Raw genomic sequence first — 21771 nt, 5'->3', positions numbered from 1 at the left:
ATGGCAATCCGGGGACTTCTATGGCTCGCGCTGCTGTTCGCCATCGCGGTAGTGCTGGCGGTGGTTGGACGCTTCGACATGGGGCAGGTGCTGCTGGTCTATCCGCCGTACCGCGTCGACATCTCGCTGAATCTGTTCGTGGTCGGGCTGGTGGTGCTGTTCATCCTGATGTATGCGCTGCTGCGCATCGTGCGCAATATCTGGCGTATGCCGCAGCGCGTGGCGGCATACCGTGCGCGCTCGCGTGTCGCGAAGGCGCACGCCGCCCTGCGTGACGCGATCGGCAATCTGTACGCCGGGCGTTTCTCGCGCGCGGAAAAAGCCGCGAAAGATTCGCTCACGAATGGCGACAACAAGGGCGCGGCCGGTTTGATCGCGGCCACCGCGGCGCACCGCATGCATGAATATGCACGGCGCGACGAATGGCTCGCCCAGATCGACGAAGCCGACTGGCAGGACGCTCGCCTGATGGCCACCGCGGACATGCGTGCCGACGGGCGCGACGCGGACGGTGCACTCGCCGCGCTGACTGAAATGCAGTCGCAGGGCGCACGGCGGATCCACGCGCAGCAGATCACGTTGCGTGCGCAACAGCAATTGAAGAACTGGGGCGAAGTGCTCAAGCTCGTCAAGACACTGGAAAAACGCGAGGCGATCCATCCAGCTGTGGCGGTGCGTTTGCGCCAGCTCGCGGCGGAAAACCTGCTGCGCGACCGGCGTCATAACGCCGATGCGCTGCTGGAGTTGTGGAATTCGCTATCGGCTACGGAACGTCATTCGCCGCGTCTCGCCGATCTCGCCGCCGAACTGCTGGTAGCGCTGAATCGTCCGCAGGAAGCCCGCAAGATCGTGGAAGAAGCGCTGGCGCAGAACTGGGACGCGCGTCTGCTGCGCCGTTATCCGGACACGACCGGCGGCGACGCGTTGCCGCTGATCCAGAAGGCCGAAGGCTGGCAGAAGGATCGCCCGGAAGACGCGGACTTGATGTTCGCATTGGGCCGTTTGTGCCTGCATCAGCAGTTGTGGGGCAAGGCGCAATCGTTCCTCGAGCGCGCGCTGAAACTTGCCGACAACGAGACGCTGAAAATTCGTTCGCATCGCGCGTTGGCGCGTTTGCATGAACAGATTGGCGATTCCGCCAAGGCGAGCGAGCATTATCGCGAGAGTGCGCTGGCGATGAATATCGTTTGATGCGTTGAGCGCTGCAGCGAGCAGTTGAGACGCGCCGCAGTAGACGCACATGAAAAAGCCCCGGCATTGGAAGATGCCGGGGCTTTTTCTTTGAAGCGTGGCGCGTTACGCGTAACTCAACACTGTTGGCGGCGGTTGCTGCGTTACGTCGTCCGCGAGATCGCTGGTCGGCCGCGCTTACTTATTGACCATCTTCGCCGGCACACTGATCGCCAGCAGACCGCCGAGGATCATGAACGCCGCCAGCATATACATGCCGGAGTCATTCGCGGCAGTCGCCTGCTTCAGCCAGCCGACCGCATACGGGCTGAGAAAGCCTGCGAGATTGCCGATCGAATTGATCATCGCGATGCCGGCGGCCGCGCCGGTGCCGGCGAGGATCGCCGTCGGCAAACTCCAGAACAGCGGCAGCGTGGTGAGGATGCCCATGGTTGCGAGCGTGAGCGAGGCCATCGCCAGCACCGTGTTGTGCGCCCACACCACGGAGAGCACGAGGCCGATCGCCCCGGCGAAGGCCGGCAAGGCGATATGCCAGCGCCGCTCGCGTTTGCGGTCCGCGCTGCGCGACACAAATACCATCGCGACCACCGCCGCGGCAAACGGAATCGCCGACAGGATGCCGATCATGAACGCATCCGTCACGCCGGTCGCCTTGATGATGGTTGGCAGCCAGAAGCTCACGCCATAGAGGCCCATCACGAACGAGAAGTACGTGAGGCTCAGCATCAGCACGCGGCCGCTCGAGAGCACCTGGCGTATCGGCATATCGTGTTTGGTCGCTTCTTCAGCCGACACCTGGCGCTCGAGCAGTTCCTTCTCTTCCGCCGTGAGCCACTTCGCCTTCGCAACGCGGTCGTCGAGCATCACGAACACCAGAACTCCGACGATCACCGACGGAATCCCTTCGAGCAGAAACAGCCACTGCCAGCCGTGCCAGCCGTTCATGCCGTTGAAGCTCTTCAGGATATAGCCCGACACCGGGCCGCCGATCACGCCGGACAATGCGATTGCCGTCATGAACCAGGTGGTCATGCGGCCACGGCGGTGCGCCGGATACCAGTACGTGAGATACAGGATGATGCCGGGGAAGAAACCCGCTTCGGCGAGACCGAGCAGGAAGCGCATCACGTAGAACATGGCCGGCGTGGTGACGAACATGGTCAGCATTGAGATCACGCCCCAAGACACCATGATTCGCGCGATCCACACCCGCGCACCCACTTTGTGCAGGATCACGTTGCTCGGAATTTCGAAGATGAAATAGCCGACGAAGAAAATCCCCGCACCGAAACCATAGACCGCGTCGCTCAAGCCCAGGTCGGTAGTCATCTGCAGCTTGGCGAAGCCGACGTTGACGCGGTCGAGATACGCGACCACGTAGCAGAGCATCAGGAGCGGCGCGAGCCGCCAGCTGACCTTGCGGTAGGTCGCCTCCTCGAACGTGGAAGGTGGCGCCCCCGCGCCGGGATGGTGGAGCGGATTTGCAGGACTAGCCATGGTGTCTCCTTTTTTCTTGTGGAAATGAAGTACCGCCGTCGATCGCGATTCTAGCCGTGCTGGACGGTTTGCCTGACATGGCGTTTACACGCAGCGCCCGCCGTCCACTTCGAGGCACACACCAGTGATGAACTCGGCCTCGTCCGAAGCGAGATAGAGCGCCGCGTTGGCGATATCCTGCGGCGTCGAAAAACGCCCGAGCGGAATGCCGGCGAGAAAGCGCTTGCGATTCTCCGGCGTATCTTCGACGCCCATGAATTCGGTCAGCAGCGCTGTCTCGCCCATCACAGGATTCACGCAGTTCACCCGAATGCGGTCCGGGCCCAGTTCGACGGCGAGCGACTTGCTGGCGATGATCACCGCGCCCTTGCTGCCGTTGTACCAGATGAGGCCCGGCCGTGGCCGCACACCGGCCGTCGATGCGATATTGATGAAAACGCCTCCGCCTTGCTGGCGGAAATACGGCACGAATTCCTGCACGCTCCAGTAGATGCTTTTGACGTTCACCGCATAGACGCGGTCGAACTCGGCTTCCGTCACGTCGAGCACCGGTTTGTTGCGATGCGTGGTGCCGGCGTTGTTGACGACGATCTGCACGCTGCCGAAGTCTTCGAGCGCGGCCTCGCGCAGTTTTTGCCAGTCTTCCCGTTGCGTGACGTTGCCGGCCACCGCGATCGCCTTGCCGCCGGCGATGGCGATTTCGCTCGCCACACGTTCAGCCGCGGCGCCGTTCAGATCGTTGACCACCACGTTCGCGCCTTCGCGCGCGTAGGTCTTCGCGATGCCTTCGCCGAAACCCGAGCCGCCACCCGTGACGATGGCCGTTTTACCTGTCAACCGCATGATGTCTCCGTTGTTTTGTTGTGGATGGTGCTGCTTTGACTAACTTCGCTGCGAATTCAACCGCATTCACTCAACCTGCCTAGCCGTGACGAATCGCGATGGTTTTTAACACCGTGAAGCCATACAGCGCTTCGAAACCCTTTTCACGGCCATGGCCCGAATGCTTCACGCCGCCGAACGGCAATTCGACGCCGCCGCCCGCGCCATAGTTGTTGATGAACACCTGGCCGGAGCGCAGACGCCGCGCGAGGCGCATCTGCCGGGCGCCGTCGCGCGTCCAGATGCCTGCGACCAGGCCGTACTGCGTGCCATTGGCGAGCGAGAGCGCTTCGTCTTCGTCGGCGAACGACATCGCGGCGAGGACCGGGCCAAACACTTCGTCGCGCGCGAGACGGTGGCTTGCGGGCACGTCGCGCAGCAGGGTGGGCGCCTGATAGAAGCCGCTTTCGGGCGCTTCGGGGATGACCTCGCCGTGCGCCGCCATCGGGATGCCGTCGTGTTGTGCGTCGGAGAGGAAGTCCCACACGCGCTGTTGCTGCTTGGCATTGATCAGCGGACCGCAATCGAGATCGGCGTGCGACGGTCCGACCCGCAGCGCATGGAACGCGCTGCTCAGCCGGTCGAGCAAGGGCTCGTAAATCGCCCGGTCGATCAGCACGCGGCTGCCTGCCGAGCAGGTTTGCCCGGCGTTCTGCACGATCGCCGATACGAGCACGGGCAGCGCCGCGTCGAGATCCGCATCGGCGAACACGATTTGAGGCGATTTACCGCCCAGTTCCAGCGTGACCGGCACGTGGTTCTCCGCGGCCATTTGCGTGACGAGCTTCCCAGTTTCGGGCGAGCCGGTGAATGAGATGTGATCGATGCCGGGATGACGCGCGAGCGCCGCGCCCGCTTCATGCCCGTAACCGGTGACGATATTCAGCGCGCCCGCGGGCAAACCCGCCTCGGCCGCCAGTTCGGCGACGCGCAAGACCGAGAGGCACGCGTCTTCCGCTGGTTTGACGACGCACGCATTGCCGGTGGCGAGCGCCGCGCCGACGCTGCGGCCGAAGATCTGCATCGGGTAGTTCCAAGGCACGATGTGGCCGGTCACGCCATGCGGCTCGCGGATCGTCAGCACCGTGTAGCCGGCCTGATAGGGCAGCGTTTCGCCGTGCAGCTTGTCCGCCGCGCCGGCGTAAAACTCGAAATAGCGCGTGAGCGCAGCGGAATCGGCGCGCGCCTGTTTGAGCGGCTTGCCGGTGTCGCGGGCTTCGAGTTGGGCGAGTTCTTCCTGATGGACGGCCACCAGCATCGACAGCCGGTACAGCACGCGGCCGCGTTCCGCGGCGCTCGCTGCGCCCCATGCGCCTTCGAAGGCGCGGCGGGCGGCATGGGCGGCGGCGTCGATATCCGCCGCGGTGCCGCGGGCCAGCCGGGTGAACGGCTGGCCGTCCGAGGGATCGAGCACGGCGATCGTTTCGCCGCCTGATGCAGCGGACCATTCGCCGCCGATGAAATGCAGGGCTTCTTCCATGCATGCTCCTTGAGGTGTCACCCAGCCATGATTCAAGCCGTGATTCAGGCCGAGGTCAGATACGCGGTGTTCACAAACGAGAGGCACAATCGAGCGACGCCAGACGATTATCGCGCCGATCCAACCAGAGGTGCCATCGGCCGATTGGCTATAATGGCGTATTCCGTACTGTCCGGCCGTAGCGCCTTGGGCTGGCGAGTTTCGCGCCGCTCGAGATCACGCGCCGCACGCCGTGTTCCGAATTCCATCTGATCAGAGAGCGCTCATGAGCTTCAATAACGTCCCCGCAGGCAAAGACCTTCCGCAAGATTTCAACGTCATCATCGAAATCCCGGCGCAAAGCGATCCGGTGAAGTACGAAGCTGACAAGGAAACGGGTCTGCTGCACGTCGACCGTTTCATCGGCACGGGCATGCGCTATCCGGCGAACTACGGCTACATTCCGCAAACGCTGTCGGGCGATGGCGATCCGGTCGACGTGCTGGTGATCACGCCGTTCCCGCTGCTGGCTGGCTCGGTGGTCCGCGCCCGCGCACTCGGCATGCTGCAAATGACTGACGAATCGGGCGTCGACGCCAAGCTGGTTGCCGTCGCGCACGACAAGGTCTGCCCGATGACCGCTGATCTCAAGTCGATCGACGACGTTCCGGCGTACCTGAAAGACCAGATCAAGCACTTCTTCGAGCAATACAAGGCGCTGGAAAAGGGCAAGTGGGTGAAGGTCGAGGGTTGGGCGGGCATCGAAGCCGCGCACAAGGAAATCACCGAAGGCGTGGCGAACTACAAGAAGTAAGCTGCGTTACATCGGTGCTTGATGAAAAAACCGCGTGAGCCTGCAAGGGCCACGCGGTTTTTTCATGGGCGGCGTTTTCAGGGATTCCGCGCCATGCGCAGCCGGTCTTGCAGTTAGTGCGCCTGTCTGGCCGGGCGTTGCAGCGCATAGACACAACGCATCGAATGAATGAACCGAATGCATTTTTATATATGAGTGTTAACCCTTATCATTCGGCGGCCGCGGCAGGTTTTCCACCGTCGGCGTATTAATGCGCTGAGGTAGCGCCAACGTGCGTTTTTTGGAAGCCCACCGTCCGGATGCTGAATCGCAAGTCCAACCCTTCGTCGTTGCGCTGGCCGAGCCGCCTGTATGCGAGCCTGTATGCGCTCGTCACCGCGATCTACCGCAAACGGCCGATATGGATGGTGTCGTTTTCGACGAGCGAGGCCAATCTGTCGGAAGGGCTGAGAGCTGCTTGCGCATCCACCGCCATGCTGGTGCTCGGCAATCTGCTGCACGACCCGGTATTTGCATGGGCTGCGATCGGCGCTTTCTGGACCTGTCTCGCGGATGCAGCCGGCTCGAATCGCGCGCGCTTCGCCTCGATGATGGGCTTCGCGCTGCTGTCCACCGTGTGCGGCGGCGTGACCGCCTTCGCGTCAGGCGAGGGGACGGTGTTCGCGGCGCTCGCCATTCTGATATTCACGACGCTCGGCGCGTTCGGCAGGATCTGGGGCGCCGCGACATCGCAGGTGACGATTCTAGCGGCGACCGCCTGCGTGGTGATGGTCGACCGGCCGATGCACAACGTTCGCGAAGGTGTGGCCTTTCTCGGCGTCTATCTGGCCGGATGCCTGTTCGCCGTCGTGCTGAGCTTGACCGTCTGGCGCATTCATCCGTTCGGCACAAGCCGCGCTTCGCTGCGTGCGGTGTATCTGCGTCTGGCTGATATCGCCTTGGACAGCGCGCGCCTGCTCGAAGCGCGCGCAGCACCTGGCGAGTGGGCCACGCATGCCGCGAAATTTCGCGCCGATGCACGCGCTGCGCTGGAGCGCTCGCGCAAGGCGCTGGCGAACGTGCCTGGCTCACGAACGGCCGGCCGGGAAGACTACGACAATCTGCTCGCGCTCCTGACTGAGAGTGAAGCGCTCTTTGCGTACCTGATTGCGGTCACCGGCGCCTGCGAAAAAACCCCGCAAGACGCACGTCGCACCAGACGCGCGGCGCGGTTGCTGATCGGGCTGGGCGAGGTTCTGCGAAGAATCGGCGTGGCCAGCAACGAAGCCCAATGGAACCGTCTCGCCGACCTGCAACTCCGTTTGCGACGCCTGGCGCGGCGACTCGAATCCGCGCTGATGGAACCTGTGACATTGAAGTTCGATTTCGAACTGGTCGATTTCGCGCCGACAGCTGCTCATCCGCTCGGGTGGCAGGACAGTGCCGCCAGACTGCTGACGCGGACGTGGTCGACGCTCAAGGCAAACTTTTCCGTTCAGTCGGTTGGCTTGCGTCACGCCGCTCGCGTCGGCGTCACGACCACGGCGGGCTTTCTGGTCATCCGGGCGCTCGGGCTGCCCTTCGGCTATTGGGCAACCATGGCGACGCTGCTGATTCTGCAACCGTCTATTGCTGCGACCTGGCCACGGAGTATCGAGCGCGCTGCCGGGAGCATCGTCGGCGGCCTGCTGGCGGCCGTGATCGGCTATGCGATTCATTCGCCTCTCGGCATTTCACTGGCGGTGTTTCCGCTGGTGGTGGCCACCATGGCGCTGCGTCCCGTCAGCTACAGCCTCTTCGTACTTTTCCTGACCCCGACCTTCGTGCTCGTGGCCGACTTCGCGACGCCCGGCGCCAGCGAATTCGCCTTCGCGTTGACGCGGCTCGGCAACAATGTGCTCGGTTGTGTATTGGCGCTGCTGGCGACGTTCTATCTGTGGCCGACGCGGGAAAAGGTCGACTATCGTGCCTATCTGAGCGACGCGGTGCGGGCCAATCTTGCGTATCTGAGGGCAGCATTGGAGTCGCCGGACCGAAGCGAGAAGGACATGGAACGCCTGCGCCGGGCCGCGGGTTTGGGCAGCAATAACGCCGAGGAGGCCATCGGCCGCATTCGCCTCGAAAAACTCGAGGACTCGATGGTCGACACGGTGACGCTGACGGTGCTGAGCGTGTTGCGAAAGATGGCGGGAACGGCGACGCAACTGCGCTTGAGTACGAACCGGCGCAGCATGCACGATGAACTCGGCGCGTGGATTGACACCACGAGTGCCGACATCGAGGCGGCTTTGAACCGGACGTTGCGGCCGATCCGGCACGACCTTCCTCCACGGGAGCGGTTGACGTCGCTGGAGGCGGACGCCGTGGGTGAAATCGCGCTGATGCGTCGGCTGCTGACTGAGCGGATGCGTGAAGCGAGGGGTTAGGTGGAGGGCGGCTCGTCTGCGGCAACCGGCTCTGGCTCTGGCTCTGGTTCGGGCACGGGCAACACCGATTCGAGCGTACGCAGTCCCGCGCCTAGCGCACGCTTTTCGGCCGGCGGCAAACGCTTGACCCAATACTCGGCGCGCGAAGCGCTTGACCGGTCGGCCAACTCAAACGACACCAGCACCTGCACCGGTTTGCGCGAACGCGTATAGCGCGCGCCTTCACCGCTCACATGTTTGTCGAAGCGCGCCTGCACATCGGTGGCAATGCCGGTATAGACGCTGCCGTCCGAGCATTCGAGCAGATACAGAAACCACGCCATGGGTACGCTTCAACCTTTGAACGGATTGTGTTCGCGCAGCTCGTCCACATACGCGTGGATGCTGTTCTTTTCGTTGTCGAGGAAGTGGCCGACCGCATCGGCGAAGGCCGGATGCGCGAGCCAATGCGCCGAGCGCGTCACGGTCGGCAAAAAACCACGCGCCATTTTATGCTCGCCCTGGGCGCCGCCTTCGAACGCGCCGAGCTTTTCTTCGATGCAGAATTCGAGCGGCTGGTAGTAGGCGGTTTCGAAGTGCAGGCAGGGCACGTGTTCCAACGCGCCCCAGTAACGGCCATAAAGCGTGCCGCCGGTTTTCGCGTCGCGCTGATAGACCACGAGCGAACTGGCAATCGGCTTGCCTTCGTATTCGGCGATTACCAGCAGCAGATTTTCCGGCATCGACGCGCCGATCATCCGGAAGAAATCGAGGTTCAGATACGGACTCGAAAAGTGCTCGCGGTAGGTTTGCCGATAACACTTGCTGAAGAATCGCCAATCGGCGTCCTGGATATCTTCGCCGCGAATCCGGCGCATCGTTACGCCGGCCTCCTGAACCTTGCGACGCTCCGCGCGGATGTTCTTGCGCTTCTTCTGTTCGAGCGTGGAGAGGAAATCGTCGAAGTCGCGATAGCCGTCGTTCAGCCAGTGGAACTGCACGCCTTCGCGCTGCATCATGCCCATGTCGGTCAGCGCGCCTGCTTCTGTTTCGGTCGGAAACAGCACATGCAGCGACGACACGTCGGCCTGCTCGGCGAACGCCATCAGCGTCGCGGCCAGATGCCTGAGCGCATGCGTATCCGCCGATAACAGCCGGTTGCCCTGCACCGGTGTGAACGGCACGGCGCACAGCAGCTTCGGGTAATACGGCAGACCGTTGCGTTTGTACGCGTCGGCCCATGCCCAATCGAAGACATATTCGCCGTACGAGTGCCCCTTCAGATACACGGGCGCCGCGGCCGCGAGCTTGTCCGTGCGCGGGTCGGTGAGCGTGACGAATTGCGGCGCCCAGCCAGTATCGGCGACCGCGCAACGGGTCGCGTGCAGTGCGCTCAAGAACTCGTGCCGCAGAAACGGCGTGGGCTGCGCTTGCTGGGCGAGGAGGGCATTCCATTCCGCGGCGTCCACCTCGGAGGGCGACGCCAGAATGCCCGTGCGATAATCAAAGCGTTCCTGGTTCAATCTGTGTGACTGTTCCCAATGAGCGACGCGCAGCATGTAGCGGTGCGTCGTTCGTTTATCCGATTTGTCCGTTGCCGTCGAGCTAACCAGCCGCGGTACTCGCAAGCCGTCTGGCTTGCCTGTCGATCCTGCCATGAAGACCCGAATCGCTCTTGCTCAAATCAATGTCACCGTCGGCGACTTCGCTGGCAACCTCGCGAAGATTGTCGCTGCCGCGCGCGCCGCGCACAACGATGGTGCGAAGCTGCTGATTGCGCCAGAACTCGCGCTATCCGGCTATCCGCCCGAAGATCTGCTGCTGCGTCCTGCGTTCTACACCGCGAGTGCGGCGGCGCTTGCCGATCTGGCCGCGCAACTGAAGCCCTTCGCCGGCTTGCATGTGATCGTCGGCCATCCGCTGCGCGATGTAGCGCACGGCCATGGTAATGCAAACGCGCCGATCGAGCGCGGCGTGCCGCCGGTTGATACCTTCAACGCGGCCTCGCTGATCGTCGACGGGGAAGTGGTCGGTACCTATCGCAAGCAGGATTTGCCCAATACCGAGGTGTTCGACGAGAAGCGCTACTTCGCGTCCGACCCGCAGCCGTTCGTGTTCGAACTGGACGGCGTGAAGTACGGCGTGGTGATTTGCGAGGACGCGTGGCATGCATCGGCTGCGCAAATGGCGAAAGCGGCGGGCGCACAAGTGCTGCTGATTCCGAACGGCTCGCCCTATCACCTGAACAAGGAAGCGGTGCGCTTCGACATTCTGCGCGCGCGGATTCGCGAGACCGGCTTGCCCATGGTCTACGTGAACATGGTCGGCGCGCAGGACGAACTGGTGTTCGACGGCGGCTCGTTCGTACTCGATGAAAAGGGCGATCTGGTCGCGAAGATGGCGCAATTCGAGGAAGGCAACGCGATTGTCGAATTCGACGGCGGCAAGCCGGTGCCCACGGCGATCGCGCCGGAGCGCTCGCTCGAAGCGCAGGTGTATGCCGCGCTCGTGATGGGCGTGCGCGACTACATCAACAAGAACGGCTTTCCGGGCGCGCTGATCGGACTGTCGGGCGGCGTGGATTCGGCGCTGGTGCTGGCCGTTGCGTGCGACGCGCTGGGCGCGGACCGTGTGCGGGCGGTGATGATGCCGTCGCGCTACACCGCCGACATTTCAACCACCGACGCCGCCGAGATGGCGCGCCGCGTCGGCGTGCGCTACGACGAAATCGCGATCGCGCCGATGTTCGACGCGTTCCGCGGCTCGCTCGCCGAGGAGTTCGCCGGCCGCGCCGAAGACGCCACCGAAGAAAACATTCAGGCGCGCATTCGCGGCACCTTGCTGATGGCGCTGTCGAACAAGTTCGGCTCGATCGTGCTGACCACCGGCAACAAGAGCGAGATGGCCGTGGGCTACTGTACGTTGTACGGCGACATGGCCGGCGGCTTTGCGGTGATCAAGGACATCGCCAAGACGCTGGTCTACAAGCTGTGTCACTACCGCAATCAGGCCACCACGTTCAGCAAGCAGGATGTGATTCCCGAGCGGATTCTGACGCGCGCGCCGTCGGCCGAACTGCGCGACAACCAGACCGATCAGGACAGCTTGCCGCCGTACGAAGTGCTCGACGCGATCATGCGCATGTATATGGAAGAGGATCGCTCGCTCGCCGAAATCATCGCGGCGGGTTACGCGGTCGACGACGTGAAACGCGTCACGCGCCTCATCAAGATCAACGAATACAAACGCCGTCAGGCGCCGATCGGCATTCGCGTCACGCATCGCGCGTTCGGCCGCGACTGGCGTTATCCGATTACGTCGCGCTACACCGAGCCGGTGGAGTGAGTCTCAGGCGAAAGACTGCGGACTTACTGACTTACCCCATAGCAGACCAGAAGCACGCGCCGGATTGCCGCAACGCATCCGGCGCGGCGTAGAATAAAAATCATCCATTTCCCTTTCAACCTTCCAATCACGAGATGAGGTCCGCCATGAAGCGCATCACTGCAGTCATCAAACCGTTCAAACTCGACGAAGTGCGCGAGGCGCTTGCTGAAGTCGGCCTCACGGGGTTGACCGTGACGGAAGTCAAAGGCTTCGGTCGGCAAAAAGGCCACACCGAGCTCTATCGTGGTGCAGAGTACGTGGTCGACTTTCTGCCGAAAGTGAAGATCGAAGTGGTAGTCGCGGACAACCAGTGCGATCAGGTGATCGACGCGATCATCGGCGCGGCGCGCACCGGCAAGATCGGCGACGGCAAGATTTTCGTCGCGGACGTGGAGCGGGTGATCCGGATTCGCACGGGTGAGGAGAACGAAGCGGCGGTTTGAGCGGTTCGACTCGTACTGTTGAAACGCAGAGTTAAAGCGCCGGTATTGACATCCGTGGCACGCACGCACCGATCAGGTGCGTCGGGGCAGTGGCAAAACCGTGCGCGCAAATAAAAAACGGTGCGATACCCTTTCGGACATCGCACCGATACGCGCCTCTCGCAGCAGCGTGAAAAAGATTCTCTTGAAGAACTTCTGACTACACCCCGAAGGAAATCCCCTCGGGGCACACTGTTCGATTAGAACGAGTGTTGAATACCTGCGTACACACCAGTTTGGCTATGACCCGGCAGCGGGTTGTCCGTTGAGGTCGCCGTGCCCGAGTTATTCGCATTCAGGCCGTAGTTAGCCGTCTTGCTGTTTTGCGTTGTTGCGATCTGCAGATCCAGCAGCGTGCGCTTGGACAGGTTGTACGAGCCGCCGATCGTGTAGATCGTCGCATTGCCTGCGCCATTGTTGCCGTTCACGTGATAGACCGCTGCGATCAGTGCTGCAGCCGGCGTTGCTTGCCACGTCACACCACCCCATTCGTGGTCGAGCGTGGTCGGCGTGCCCGGCAGAACACCCGTCGCACCCGCCGAACGGATAGCCTGGTAAGCGGCCTGAATCTTGAACTGGCCGAGGAACACGTTCACGAGAGCCGAGTATTCACGCGATGCCGCGAACACGCCAGTTCCGATGTTGGCCGTATTGACGCCGGTGGCGGTCGGGCCGTACAGGCTGCCGTTAGCCGGGTTGCGGATTTCGTCGTACAGGCCGCGAACCTGGAACAGCGAGTTCGTGTAGGTGACCTGTGCGCCTGCTTCGCGACCTTGAGCCGTCGTGCCGTTACCGTTCCAGCTCGTTGCGTTCGACAGAGCGTATTGACCGTAGAAGTCAAAGCCTGCGATCTTCGGCGACTGGTACGCGAAGTTGTTGCTCGATTGCGGCCAGTTGCGGCCACGCACCAGCGATGCCGACGACCAGTTCGATTGACCGAACGGGTCAAAGTCCCACACGCCGTTCGAGATATAGAGCATGCGGCCCATCGTGAACGTACCGTACTGGTCGTTCGACAAACCGACAGTTGCCCAACGATTGAAGAGACCGCCGCCGCCAGGGCCTGCACCCGTCATGGTGTTGAAGGAGCCTTCCAACTGGAACAGGACCTTGTTGCCGCCACCGATGTCCTCAACGCCCTTCAAACCCCACAGGCTCGTACCCCAGTCGCCGCTTTCCGCGCGCCAACGGTTCGTGCTGCCAGTTGCCTGGCCGTTTGCACCCGTGCCTTGCGGAACACCCGTCATGTATTCCAGGCCGGCGTCAAGGCGGCCGTACAGCGTTACGCTGCTTTGGGCGTGCGCAACTACACCGGCTGTCATCAACGCAGCGGCGAGCAAAGCTTTCTTCATCTTCTCCTCCATACCCTGTCAAAAAGTGAAACCCAGTACTGCGAATGGTGTTCGGACGCAAGCGCGCCGAACAGAAATCGGTACCAGGGAGATTAGCGGGTGGATTGGGTCTCCTGTCGTGACGGATAGCCTCAGCGGGCTATTCTTCGCGCCATGCCGATCCCTCGCCGACCGGTTCTCCTCTGTTGCTTTGAAGTGAAACTACTTTTAATGAACTTTGTTTTGCTACTTTGGTTACTAATTTATCAAAAATACCCTGGAGTGGGAGAAGAAATTAGTACCGGCTTGGGCCGGTGTCTCCAAATTGCAATACGAATGTGTGCAAGGAATCGTTGCGATATCCCCCAAAAGGCGGGAAACCCTTATGCCATAAGGGAATCACGGATTGGGACGGACCACGTCAAGGATTGCCACTATTGACGCTTCAAATGCGGCAGAGTAAGGCGGAAAGAGGGCGGTTCGAGGCAGGTTCGTGCACAGTTTCGAGGCCAGAATGACCAGAATGCACAGGTGAGCGAAGTAAAAAAGGCGCTCGTAAGCGCCTTGTAATGCTACTTTGACTACAGCCCAAATACCAGGCTTTACGGCAGTCTTATTTGAGGCTGCCAGAGAGGAACTGCTTGAGCCGTTCGCTCTTCGTGTTCTTGAAGACTTCGTCCGGATGGCCTTCTTCTTCGACCCGGCCTTGATGCAGGAACATCACGTGATTCGACACGTTGCGCGCGAACGCCATTTCGTGCGTGACGACGATCATCGTGCGGCCTTCTTCGGCGAGCGTCTGCATGACCTTGAGCACTTCGCCGACCAGCTCGGGATCGAGCGCCGAAGTCGGTTCGTCGAACAGCATGACGTCAGGGTGCATGGCCAGCGCGCGCGCAATCGCGACGCGTTGCTGCTGACCGCCCGACAGATGCGACGGGTACTGTTTCTCGAGACGAGGTGCGAGGCCCACTTTCTCGAGATATTCACGCGCGCGCTCTTCGGCTTCTTTGCGCTTTAAGCCCAGCACGTTGACCGGCGCCTCAATGATGTTCTCGAGCACGTTCATATGCGCCCACAGATTGAAGTGCTGGAACACCATCGACAGCCTGGTGCGCACGCGCTGCAACTGCTTCGGATCGGATACGCGCAAAGCGCCGTTCTTCGCGATCTGCGTGCGGACTTCTTCGCCGTCGACGAAGATGCGTCCGGAGTTCGGCTGCTCGAGGAAGTTGATGCAGCGGAGCATCGTGCTCTTGCCCGAACCGGATGAGCCGATCACGCTGATCACGTCGCCGGCGTTGGCCTTCAGCGACACGCCCTTGAGGACTTCGTTGTCGCCGTACTGTTTGTGAAGCTCGTCGACGAAGAGCTTTTGCTTCTTGGTGTTCATCGGGATCCTTGGCGGGCTTACTTGCTTGGGGGCGTAGCGCCCATCTTGTTTACTTGCCTTGCGGCCGCAGGTAAGCGAGCCAGCGGCGCTCGGCGCGGCGGAACAGCCACACGAGCGCAAAAGAAATCAACAGATAGAGCAGGGCGGCGATACCGAACGCGTTGAACGATTGATACGTGGCCGAGTTCACGTCGCGGGCGATCTTGAGGATGTCCGGCACGGTCGCGGTGAACGCGACGGTGGTGGCGTGCAGCATCAGGATCACTTCATTGCTGTAGTACGGCAACGCGCGGCGCAGCGCCGACGGCAGAATCACTCGCCGGTACAGCGTGAACGAAGACATGCCATACGCACGCGCCGCTTCGATCTCGCCATACGGCGTCGCCTTGATCGCGCCTGCAAAAATCTCGGTGGTGTACGCGCAGGTGTTCAGCGTGAATGCGAGCAGCGTGCAATGCATGCCGTCGCGGAAGAACGCGTTGGTCAGCTCGTGGTTGCGGATGATTTCGAGGCTGTACAGGCCGGTGTAGCAGAGCAGCAGCTGCACGTAGAGCGGCGTGCCGCGGAAGACATACGTATACAGCCAGACGAGGCCGGCGAGCCATTTCTTCTTCGACACGCGCGCGACCGCGAGGGGAATCGACAGGCAGAAACCGAGTCCGATCGATACCACCAGCAGCCACAGCGTGATCACGACACCGGTGAGGCGGTAGCCGTCGGTATACAGATAGTTGCGCCAGTATTCCTGAATGATCTCGATCATAGATCCGCCTTTCGCACGCCGGTCGAGTAACGCTTTTCGAGGTACATCAGCACGAAGTTGGACACTGTGGTGATGACGAGATAGATCGCCCCTGCGAACAGGGTGAAGAAGAAGAACCGTAATGTGCCTTTGCCCGCGTCCTGCGAAGCCTTGACGACATCGGCGAGACCGATGATCGACACCAGCGCCGTGGCTTTCACCATCACCTGCCAGTTGTTGCCGATGCCAGGGAGCGCGAAGCGCATCATCTGCGGGAACATGATCCGCGAGAACACCTGCCAGCCGGTCATGCCGTAGGCCGCGCCTGCTTCGAGCTGGCCGCGCGGCACCGCGAGGAACGCGCCGCGGAAGGTCTCGGTGAAGTACGCGCCGTAGATGAAGCCCAGCACCGCGACGCCGGCCACGAATGGGTCGATGTCGATCTGGTCCCAGCCGAGCAGGTCGGTCAGGTTATTCAGCCAGATCTGGATGCTGTAGAACAGCAGCAGCATCAGCACCAGGTCGGGCACGCCCCGCACGAGGGTCGTGTAGACGGTGCCGGCGCCATAGGAGAAGCGGTTTTTCGACAGCTTCGCCGCCGCGCCGAGCAGGCCCAGCACGAAAGCGAACGCCAGCGACAACACCGCCAGTTTGACGGTTTGCCAGGTGCCGTTAAGAAGCAGCGGGCCGTAGCCTTGAAGGAACATATGGGGTCCTTGACGATGCGCTTGTGGCGCACCGCGAAAGACGCGGCCAGCTCTGCACCGCGTTTGCCGCGAGCCTGAGCTCGCCGTTTCCTGCGGCGCACAGCGCACCGCTGTGCAAATCATGACTGCATGGCCGTTGCCGGTCTTGCAGCGCGCTTTTCGATTCTTGTTGTGAATCGGGGTTGAAGCTGCTTCTGAAACTGCTTTTTGAGGCTATCAGCGACTGTATTACGAAGCCTCGGGAAAGCCCATGCGGGCGAGCCCCGAGTTCATGCTCCACTCAACGACCTGGATAGATATCGACGTCGAAGTACTGCTTTTCCAGCTTTTTGAACGTACCGTCCTCGCGCACTTGCGCCAACGCCTGGTCGAACATCGCTTTCAGCGCGACGTCATCCTTGCGCATGCCGATGGCCGTGCCTTCGCCGATCGTCTTTGGGTCTTTCACTTCCGGGCCGGCCCACGCGAAGCCTTTGCCGCGCGGCGTCTTCAGGAACCCGGCGTCGGCTTGCAATTCATCCTGCAACGCTGCGTCAAGACGCCCCGATGCGATGTCGGCGTACACCTGATCCTGATTCTGATAGGACACGACGGTCACGCCTTTGGGCTCCCAGTAGGCCTTGGCGTAGGCTTCCTGAGTCGAGCCCTGCTCGACGCCGACATGCTTGCCCTTCAGCGATTCGGCCGTGGGCAGCAGCGGCGAGCCGGCTTTGGCGATCATGCGGGCCGGCGCGTCGAACAGCGTGTCGGAGAAATCGATCTGCGCGCGGCGCTGGTCCGTGACGGTCAGCGACGACACGATCGCGTCGAACTTCTTGCCCTTCAACGCGGGGATGATCCCATCCAGGTCCTGCTCGACCCACACGCACTTGACGTTCATTCTTGTGCACAGCGCTTTCGTCAAATCGACGTCGAAGCCGACGACCTGGCCGCTGGCCGCCTTCGATTCGAACGGCGGGTAGCTGGCGTCCACCCCGATGCGCACGGTTTTCCACTCTTTCGCCATGGCGCCGGTGGCCATGACCGCAAGCGCCACGCACAGTGCGGCCTTCTTCATGTTTCTCCTGGATCAAACTGATCGTCGTGGTGTGCCGATCTCGACGACCGCCGGCTCGTGGCCGGCCGTCGCTATTCTAGGCGGTCAAAATTGTCGCGCCGCGTGCGAGTGTGGCTTCGGGCCCGCCCGGCGCGCCTTTGGCGCCCACGCGTCTTGAAAAGGGCGGTATTTTACCCGATCAGGGGCAGCGCGCCAGTGCGGGACGCCGCCGGCGGCCGGTGGGCGGCGGCATGCGTTGTGCATGCGCGACGGTGCTGGGCCGTGATTGCACGGATTTATGGAACGATCCAGTGCATCGTTGCCGATTGTTTAGTGCGCTTCGCGCCCATACATTCTGGGCATCGCTATTTACTCACCGGGAGATCCCCCATGATCGAGATTCGCCGTTCCGACGAACGTGGCCACGCCAATCACGGCTGGCTCGACTCGTATCACAGCTTCTCGTTTGCCGACTACCGCGACCCGCAACACGTGCATTTCGGCCCGTTGCGGGTAATCAACGAAGACCGCATCGCCGGCGGCCAGGGCTTTGGCACGCACAGCCATCGGGATATGGAAATCGTCACCTATGTGCTCGAAGGCGCGCTCGCGCACCGCGACAGCATGGGCAACGGCTCGACCATCCGTCCCGGCGACGTGCAGCGCATGAGCGCCGGCACGGGCGTGCAGCACAGCGAGTTCAATGCATCGCAGGACGAATCTGCGCACCTCCTGCAGATCTGGGTGATCCCGCAACGTGCGGGTGACCAGCCCGGCTACGAGGAAAAGCGCTTCGAGGACGCCGACAAGCGCGGGCGTCTGCGCGTGGTCGCCTCGCCCGACGGCCGCGACGGCTCAGTGACGATTCATGCGGATGCATCGATTTACGCGGCGTTGATCGATGGCGCGGAACAGGCCACGTTTGCGTTGCCGAAAGGCCGGCTGGCGTATGTGCACGTGGCGCGGGGCGCGCTGACGGTGAATGGCCAGGCGCTGCAGGCCGGCGACGCCGCCAAGCTCAGCGAGACCGATACGGTGACGCTCGAAAAGGGCGACAACGCCGAAGTGCTGCTGTTCGATCTGGGTCAGCTCAACGGGTAAGTGCGCGGGTAAGTGCGGATCACCGGACGTTCTCATCGCCTGATGACTGCTGGTTGAGGGGGCTGGTTGCAAGCGCAACGAGTCCCGCCCCTTGAAGCGTGCGCCGCACACAAACAAAAACGCCACGGAAGTTTTTCCGTGGCGTTTTTGCATTCGGACGACGGCCGCGCGAGCCGTCTTCCACCTGCTTCGACCCGCTTACTGATTCGCAGCCGGCGCCGACGCTGCACCCTTATTATGGTGTTCCCAGCGGTCGCGCATCTTTTCGTGACGCGCTTCCATCTTCGCAAAACGCTGCTTCAGCGCCGTGCTGACGGTTGTCTTCTGCTGGTCGTTCAAGCCGTTATAGAACTTGAGCCACGCGTCCGAGGTTTGCTGACGCAGTTGCGCGTCTTTCTGCTCGACCTGCTGGTGCGCGGCAGCCATGGCGTTCAGATCCAGAATCGGCTGTTGCTGCGCGGCCTTCATCTGGTTCTTGATCTGTTCATGGTTGGCGCGCATGGCCTCATGGTTCTGTTTCATGGTGTCGAGCGCGGCCTGCCATTGCTTTTCCTGATCCGCGTTCAGCTTCAACTGGTCGTGCAGTTGCGTCAGTTCTTTCATGAAGTGGCCATGCCAGCCGCCGGGGCCGCCGTGATCGGCGGGTTGGGCGGCATAGGCAGCGCCCGCGCCGATGGCGAGGGCAGTGGCGGCAACGGCGAGAACGCGCGACATTTTTTTGGTGGACATGTAAGACTCCCTGTAATGGAATAGCCGACGATGCAACCGATAATGTGGACGGCCTGCATTCGGTAAGTCACAGCGTAGAGAACTGCGCCGAGCGCTGTGTTACGTGGCTTGATGCGGCTGTTACGGGTCATTACGTACGGCTTTCACCGTAACACCCGGTAACCCTTGCGGGCCGTCTGAAATCGAAAACCCTTCCTGCTGCGCGTTAAACTTCATCCCATGGCTACTCAAATACTGGTTGTCGACGACGACGTCGAATTGCGCGATCTGCTGCGCGACTATCTGGCCCGTCAGGGCATCGAAGTTTCGGTGCTGCACGACGCGGGCACGCTCGAGCGCAGGCTCGAACGCGAGCGTCCGGATCTGATCGTGCTCGATCTGATGATGCCGGGCGTAGATGGGCTGACCGCGCTGCGCAAGCTGCGCGCGTCGGGCGACGACATCCCGGTGATCATGCTGACCGCACGTGCTGACGACGTGGACCGCATCGTCGGGCTCGAACTCGGCGCGGACGACTATCTCGGCAAGCCGTTCAACCCGCGCGAGCTGTTGGCGCGCGTGCAGGCGGTGCTGCGGCGCCGCCGCACGCTGCCGTCGGCGGCAGCGCCGGAGCAGCGCGAGCCGTTCAACTTCGGCCGCTTCACGCTGGATTTCCAGTCGCGCACGCTGCATCTCGAAGACAAGCCGCTCACGCTGTCGGGCAGCGAATTCGCGCTGCTGAAGATTTTCGTCAATCACCCCATGCGCACGCTCACACGTGAGCGTCTGCTCGAACTGCTGCATGGCCCGGAATACGACGGCACCGATCGCGGCATCGACGTACAGGTCTGGCGTTTGCGTCGCATTCTCGAAACCGACCCGTCCACGCCGCGCTTTATTCAAACGGTGCGCGGACGCGGCTACGTGTTCGTGCCGGATGGCGAACAGCATGCGCCGGCCCATTGATTCGCTGTTCGGGCGCCTCGCGCTGCTAGTGATTGCGGTGCTGCTGCTGTCGCATTTCGCGTGGTACGCGCTTATGCGGCTCGAGCGCAGCCAGCTGCAAGCGCGCTATGCAGTCGAGGAAGCCACCTTCCTTGTCGACGCGGTGCGCCAGCACGTCGCCCGTACGCCGGACCAGCCCTTGCCGTCACGCGTCAGGCTGGTCGATCCGGCGAGCGCCGATGTGCCGCCGGATAGCACGGATCTGCCGCCGCCGCTCGAACGTTTCATCGAGGACGTGCGCGATCGCATGCCCACCGGTACGCTGGTGCGGATCGGCCAGCCTGGCCGTCCGCCCACGCTGTGGGTGCGCGGCACCGCGGACCGAAGTTGGATCGTCGTGCCGGTGCAGCCACTGCGCACGCCGCGTTCCCTCGATCGCACGGTGCTATGGCTCGCGATTATCTTTTCGTTCGCGGTGATGGCAGCGCTCTTTGCCGCGTGGGCGCTACAACAGCCGTTGCGCTCGCTCGCCCAGGCGGTGGCGCGCTTTGGCCGCGGCTTGCCGGTGCCGCCGGTGCCTGAACGCGGTCCGCGTGAGTTGCGGCAGCTGACGCACGGCTTCAACCAGATGGTTCAGGAAGTGGCGCGCACCGAAAACGATCGGGCCGTCATGCTGGCCGGCGTCGCGCACGATCTGAAAACGCCGCTGGCTCGCTTGCGGCTGCGCGCCGAAATGATGGAAGAAGTGAAGATGCGTGACGGCGTCGTGCGCGACGTCGATTCGATGACGCATATCGTCGAGCAGTTTCTGGTGTTCGCACACGACGGCGCCGATCGCAGCGAAGCGGTCGAAGTGGACGGGCAGTGCGAGCGCGTGGTCCGTAGTTATCGTGCAGTCGCGGCCGGCGGGCCCACGGTGCGAACCGAACTCAACGCAGGCCCGGGTTTTCTGCTGCCGGCGGCAACGCTCGACCGGATCCTGTCGAACCTGTTGGACAACGCACATGCCTACGGCGCGCCGCCGATCGTCGTCGCTACGGCGCGCACGGCGCAAGGCTTCACGCTTTCGGTGAGCGACAACGGCAGCGGTATCGCCGCGCAGGACCTGATCAATGCCAGCCGGCCGTTCGTCCGGCTCGACCCGGCGCGTGGCGGCAATGGTCATAGCGGGCTGGGGCTTGCGATCGTCGAGCGTCTGGTGCGGCGTGCAGGCGGGGAGTGGGAGATCGGCAACCACGACGGCCGTGGCTTACGGGTCTTGATGAGCTTTCCGTTCGACGTGGTGCCGCGTGTCGCGGTGGCCTCGGAAAACGCCTGGGGGTGAGCGGGGCAAGGGCGGCAAGCGCCTGCCCCGCTATATATATGCCGCAACGTGATGTCCGAGCGCGAGGTTCGGAATGAGCGTCCGGCAAGCTTTGCGCTAGTCTGAAAACAGCGTGTTCAACGCATTGGCCGCGTCACCATCCACCGTATTCCACGTGACCGTTTCGGCTTCGAAGATGTAGTGCGTGGTGTATTTGCCGAGGCGCGTGAGTATCTCTTCCTGAATCAGTTCCGGTGCGACCTCGAGCTTCAGATACCACGCGGTCGACGACAAGCGCGTCTGGAACGCGCCATATTCGGCCAGCAGATGGTCGAATGCGTCAGCATCCTGATCGCGACAGACGATGACCAAATTTCCCTTCATGCGAATCTCCCGTTAGAGCGGTAGC

20 protein-coding genes are annotated in these 21771 nt (G+C 62.3%); 8 read left to right on the top strand and 12 right to left on the bottom strand.

Going from position 1 to position 21771, the window contains the following annotated elements:
* Positions 1-1191, top strand: coding sequence for a heme biosynthesis protein HemY (locus tag M0D68_RS14665; protein ID WP_093643871.1), 1191 nt, complete (start codon positions 1-3; stop codon positions 1189-1191).
* A 177-nt stretch (positions 1192-1368) separates the two neighbouring features.
* Here the strand turns inward: M0D68_RS14665 and M0D68_RS14660 are convergent, their stop codons facing one another.
* The 3 genes from M0D68_RS14660 to M0D68_RS14650 form a co-directional block, all read right to left on the bottom strand.
* Positions 1369-2688 carry an MFS transporter gene (locus M0D68_RS14660; protein ID WP_211703348.1) on the bottom strand — a complete coding sequence of 440 codons (1320 nt, stop codon included), beginning with the start codon at positions 2686-2688 and terminating at the stop codon, positions 1369-1371.
* Positions 2689-2772: 84 nt separating this feature from the next.
* The gene (locus tag M0D68_RS14655) at positions 2773-3531 is read right to left on the bottom strand and encodes an SDR family oxidoreductase (RefSeq protein WP_093643867.1); all 759 of its coding nucleotides are present in this window, start codon (positions 3529-3531) and stop codon (positions 2773-2775) included.
* A 79-nt stretch (positions 3532-3610) separates the two neighbouring features.
* Positions 3611-5050, bottom strand: a complete 1440-nt coding sequence (locus M0D68_RS14650; protein ID WP_266224679.1) for an aldehyde dehydrogenase family protein — start codon at positions 5048-5050, stop codon at positions 3611-3613.
* Between the two features lie 265 nt (positions 5051-5315).
* Here M0D68_RS14650 and ppa point away from each other — a divergent pair, with 265 nt between their 5' ends.
* Both ppa and M0D68_RS14640 read left to right on the top strand, forming a co-directional pair.
* Positions 5316-5843, top strand: a complete 528-nt coding sequence (gene ppa, locus M0D68_RS14645; protein WP_093643862.1) for an inorganic diphosphatase — start codon at positions 5316-5318, stop codon at positions 5841-5843.
* A gap of 299 nt (positions 5844-6142) precedes the next feature.
* The gene (locus M0D68_RS14640) at positions 6143-8248 is read left to right on the top strand and encodes an FUSC family protein (RefSeq protein WP_256456193.1); all 2106 of its coding nucleotides are present in this window, start codon (positions 6143-6145) and stop codon (positions 8246-8248) included.
* Here M0D68_RS14640 and M0D68_RS14635 read toward each other — a convergent pair.
* Together M0D68_RS14635 and M0D68_RS14630 are read right to left on the bottom strand one after the other, a co-directional pair.
* Positions 8245-8571: a GIY-YIG nuclease family protein gene (locus M0D68_RS14635; protein WP_256456194.1), complete on the bottom strand. Its 327-nt coding sequence runs from the start codon at positions 8569-8571 to the stop codon at positions 8245-8247. The two genes, M0D68_RS14640 and M0D68_RS14635, sit on opposite strands and share 4 nt — an antisense overlap.
* A gap of 9 nt (positions 8572-8580) precedes the next feature.
* Entirely contained in the window at positions 8581-9750 is a 1170-nt protein-coding gene (locus M0D68_RS14630; RefSeq protein WP_200650761.1) for a GNAT family N-acetyltransferase, read from the bottom strand.
* Between the two features lie 133 nt (positions 9751-9883).
* Here M0D68_RS14630 and M0D68_RS14625 point away from each other — a divergent pair, with 133 nt between their 5' ends.
* Positions 9884-11572 carry an NAD+ synthase gene (locus M0D68_RS14625; protein WP_266224676.1) on the top strand — a complete coding sequence of 563 codons (1689 nt, stop codon included), beginning with the start codon at positions 9884-9886 and terminating at the stop codon, positions 11570-11572.
* Positions 11573-11718: 146 nt separating this feature from the next.
* Positions 11719-12057 (top strand): P-II family nitrogen regulator, encoded by a 339-nt coding sequence (gene glnK / locus M0D68_RS14620; protein ID WP_006048444.1) that lies wholly within the window; start codon positions 11719-11721, stop codon positions 12055-12057.
* Between the two features lie 239 nt (positions 12058-12296).
* Here the strand turns inward: glnK and M0D68_RS14615 are convergent, their stop codons facing one another.
* From M0D68_RS14615 to M0D68_RS14595, 5 genes are all read right to left on the bottom strand, one after another.
* Complete coding sequence (locus M0D68_RS14615; RefSeq protein WP_093643852.1) at positions 12297-13448, bottom strand: porin; 1152 nt, start codon at positions 13446-13448, stop codon at positions 12297-12299.
* Between the two features lie 592 nt (positions 13449-14040).
* On the bottom strand, positions 14041-14820 hold the full coding sequence (locus tag M0D68_RS14610; RefSeq protein ID WP_093643850.1) for an ABC transporter ATP-binding protein: 780 nt from the start codon (positions 14818-14820) through the stop codon (positions 14041-14043).
* Between the two features lie 49 nt (positions 14821-14869).
* Positions 14870-15583, bottom strand: a complete 714-nt coding sequence (locus M0D68_RS14605) for an ABC transporter permease (RefSeq protein WP_200650752.1) — start codon at positions 15581-15583, stop codon at positions 14870-14872.
* The gene (locus M0D68_RS14600; RefSeq protein WP_115782181.1) at positions 15580-16269 is read right to left on the bottom strand and encodes an ABC transporter permease; all 690 of its coding nucleotides are present in this window, start codon (positions 16267-16269) and stop codon (positions 15580-15582) included. The genes M0D68_RS14605 and M0D68_RS14600 overlap by 4 nt, the downstream gene beginning before the upstream one ends.
* 280 nt (positions 16270-16549) lie before the next feature.
* Positions 16550-17326, bottom strand: a complete 777-nt coding sequence (locus M0D68_RS14595) for an ABC transporter substrate-binding protein (protein WP_266224669.1) — start codon at positions 17324-17326, stop codon at positions 16550-16552.
* Positions 17327-17695: 369 nt separating this feature from the next.
* On the opposite strand from M0D68_RS14595, the gene M0D68_RS14590 reads away from it, so the two are divergent.
* The gene (locus M0D68_RS14590) at positions 17696-18406 is read left to right on the top strand and encodes a pirin family protein (protein ID WP_266224667.1); all 711 of its coding nucleotides are present in this window, start codon (positions 17696-17698) and stop codon (positions 18404-18406) included.
* A gap of 198 nt (positions 18407-18604) precedes the next feature.
* Here M0D68_RS14590 and M0D68_RS14585 read toward each other — a convergent pair whose 3' ends face one another.
* Positions 18605-19135: a periplasmic heavy metal sensor gene (locus M0D68_RS14585; protein WP_054035059.1), complete on the bottom strand. Its 531-nt coding sequence runs from the start codon at positions 19133-19135 to the stop codon at positions 18605-18607.
* A 219-nt stretch (positions 19136-19354) separates the two neighbouring features.
* Between M0D68_RS14585 and M0D68_RS14580 the strand changes: the two genes are divergently transcribed.
* Together M0D68_RS14580 and M0D68_RS14575 are read left to right on the top strand one after the other, a co-directional pair.
* Positions 19355-20080: a response regulator gene (locus tag M0D68_RS14580; RefSeq protein WP_054035058.1), complete on the top strand. Its 726-nt coding sequence runs from the start codon at positions 19355-19357 to the stop codon at positions 20078-20080.
* Positions 20064-21383, top strand: coding sequence for an ATP-binding protein (locus M0D68_RS14575; protein ID WP_093643841.1), 1320 nt, complete (start codon positions 20064-20066; stop codon positions 21381-21383). The genes M0D68_RS14580 and M0D68_RS14575 overlap by 17 nt, the downstream gene beginning before the upstream one ends.
* Positions 21384-21479: 96 nt before the next feature.
* Here M0D68_RS14575 and M0D68_RS14570 read toward each other — a convergent pair whose 3' ends face one another.
* Entirely contained in the window at positions 21480-21746 is a 267-nt protein-coding gene (locus M0D68_RS14570) for a hypothetical protein (RefSeq protein ID WP_054035057.1), read from the bottom strand.
* Positions 21747-21771: the final 25 nt, after the last annotated feature.

Origin of the sequence: Paraburkholderia sp. SEWSISQ10-3 4, from assembly GCF_030464785.1 — a bacterium.
GTDB classification, from domain to species: domain Bacteria; phylum Pseudomonadota; class Gammaproteobacteria; order Burkholderiales; family Burkholderiaceae; genus Paraburkholderia; species Paraburkholderia aspalathi.
The sequence above is the reverse complement of the archived record's forward strand: the minus strand, read 5'-3'. Positions and strand labels throughout refer to the sequence as shown.

Coding starts and splice junctions, on each gene's coding strand:
- M0D68_RS14665 (WP_093643871.1), top strand. CDS start 1: ATGGCAATCCGGGGACTTCTATGGCTCGCGCTGCTGTTCGCCATCGCG.
- M0D68_RS14660 (WP_211703348.1), bottom strand. CDS start 2,688: ATGGCTAGTCCTGCAAATCCGCTCCACCATCCCGGCGCGGGGGCGCCA.
- M0D68_RS14655 (WP_093643867.1), bottom strand. CDS start 3,531: ATGCGGTTGACAGGTAAAACGGCCATCGTCACGGGTGGCGGCTCGGGT.
- M0D68_RS14650 (WP_266224679.1), bottom strand. CDS start 5,050: ATGGAAGAAGCCCTGCATTTCATCGGCGGCGAATGGTCCGCTGCATCA.
- ppa (WP_093643862.1), top strand. CDS start 5,316: ATGAGCTTCAATAACGTCCCCGCAGGCAAAGACCTTCCGCAAGATTTC.
- M0D68_RS14640 (WP_256456193.1), top strand. CDS start 6,143: ATGCTGAATCGCAAGTCCAACCCTTCGTCGTTGCGCTGGCCGAGCCGC.
- M0D68_RS14635 (WP_256456194.1), bottom strand. CDS start 8,571: ATGGCGTGGTTTCTGTATCTGCTCGAATGCTCGGACGGCAGCGTCTAT.
- M0D68_RS14625 (WP_266224676.1), top strand. CDS start 9,884: ATGAAGACCCGAATCGCTCTTGCTCAAATCAATGTCACCGTCGGCGAC.
- glnK (WP_006048444.1), top strand. CDS start 11,719: ATGAAGCGCATCACTGCAGTCATCAAACCGTTCAAACTCGACGAAGTG.
- M0D68_RS14615 (WP_093643852.1), bottom strand. CDS start 13,448: ATGAAGAAAGCTTTGCTCGCCGCTGCGTTGATGACAGCCGGTGTAGTT.
- M0D68_RS14610 (WP_093643850.1), bottom strand. CDS start 14,820: ATGAACACCAAGAAGCAAAAGCTCTTCGTCGACGAGCTTCACAAACAG.
- M0D68_RS14605 (WP_200650752.1), bottom strand. CDS start 15,583: ATGATCGAGATCATTCAGGAATACTGGCGCAACTATCTGTATACCGAC.
- M0D68_RS14600 (WP_115782181.1), bottom strand. CDS start 16,269: ATGTTCCTTCAAGGCTACGGCCCGCTGCTTCTTAACGGCACCTGGCAA.
- M0D68_RS14595 (WP_266224669.1), bottom strand. CDS start 17,326: ATGAAGAAGGCCGCACTGTGCGTGGCGCTTGCGGTCATGGCCACCGGC.
- M0D68_RS14590 (WP_266224667.1), top strand. CDS start 17,696: ATGATCGAGATTCGCCGTTCCGACGAACGTGGCCACGCCAATCACGGC.
- M0D68_RS14585 (WP_054035059.1), bottom strand. CDS start 19,135: ATGTCCACCAAAAAAATGTCGCGCGTTCTCGCCGTTGCCGCCACTGCC.
- M0D68_RS14580 (WP_054035058.1), top strand. CDS start 19,355: ATGGCTACTCAAATACTGGTTGTCGACGACGACGTCGAATTGCGCGAT.
- M0D68_RS14575 (WP_093643841.1), top strand. CDS start 20,064: ATGCGCCGGCCCATTGATTCGCTGTTCGGGCGCCTCGCGCTGCTAGTG.
- M0D68_RS14570 (WP_054035057.1), bottom strand. CDS start 21,746: ATGAAGGGAAATTTGGTCATCGTCTGTCGCGATCAGGATGCTGACGCA.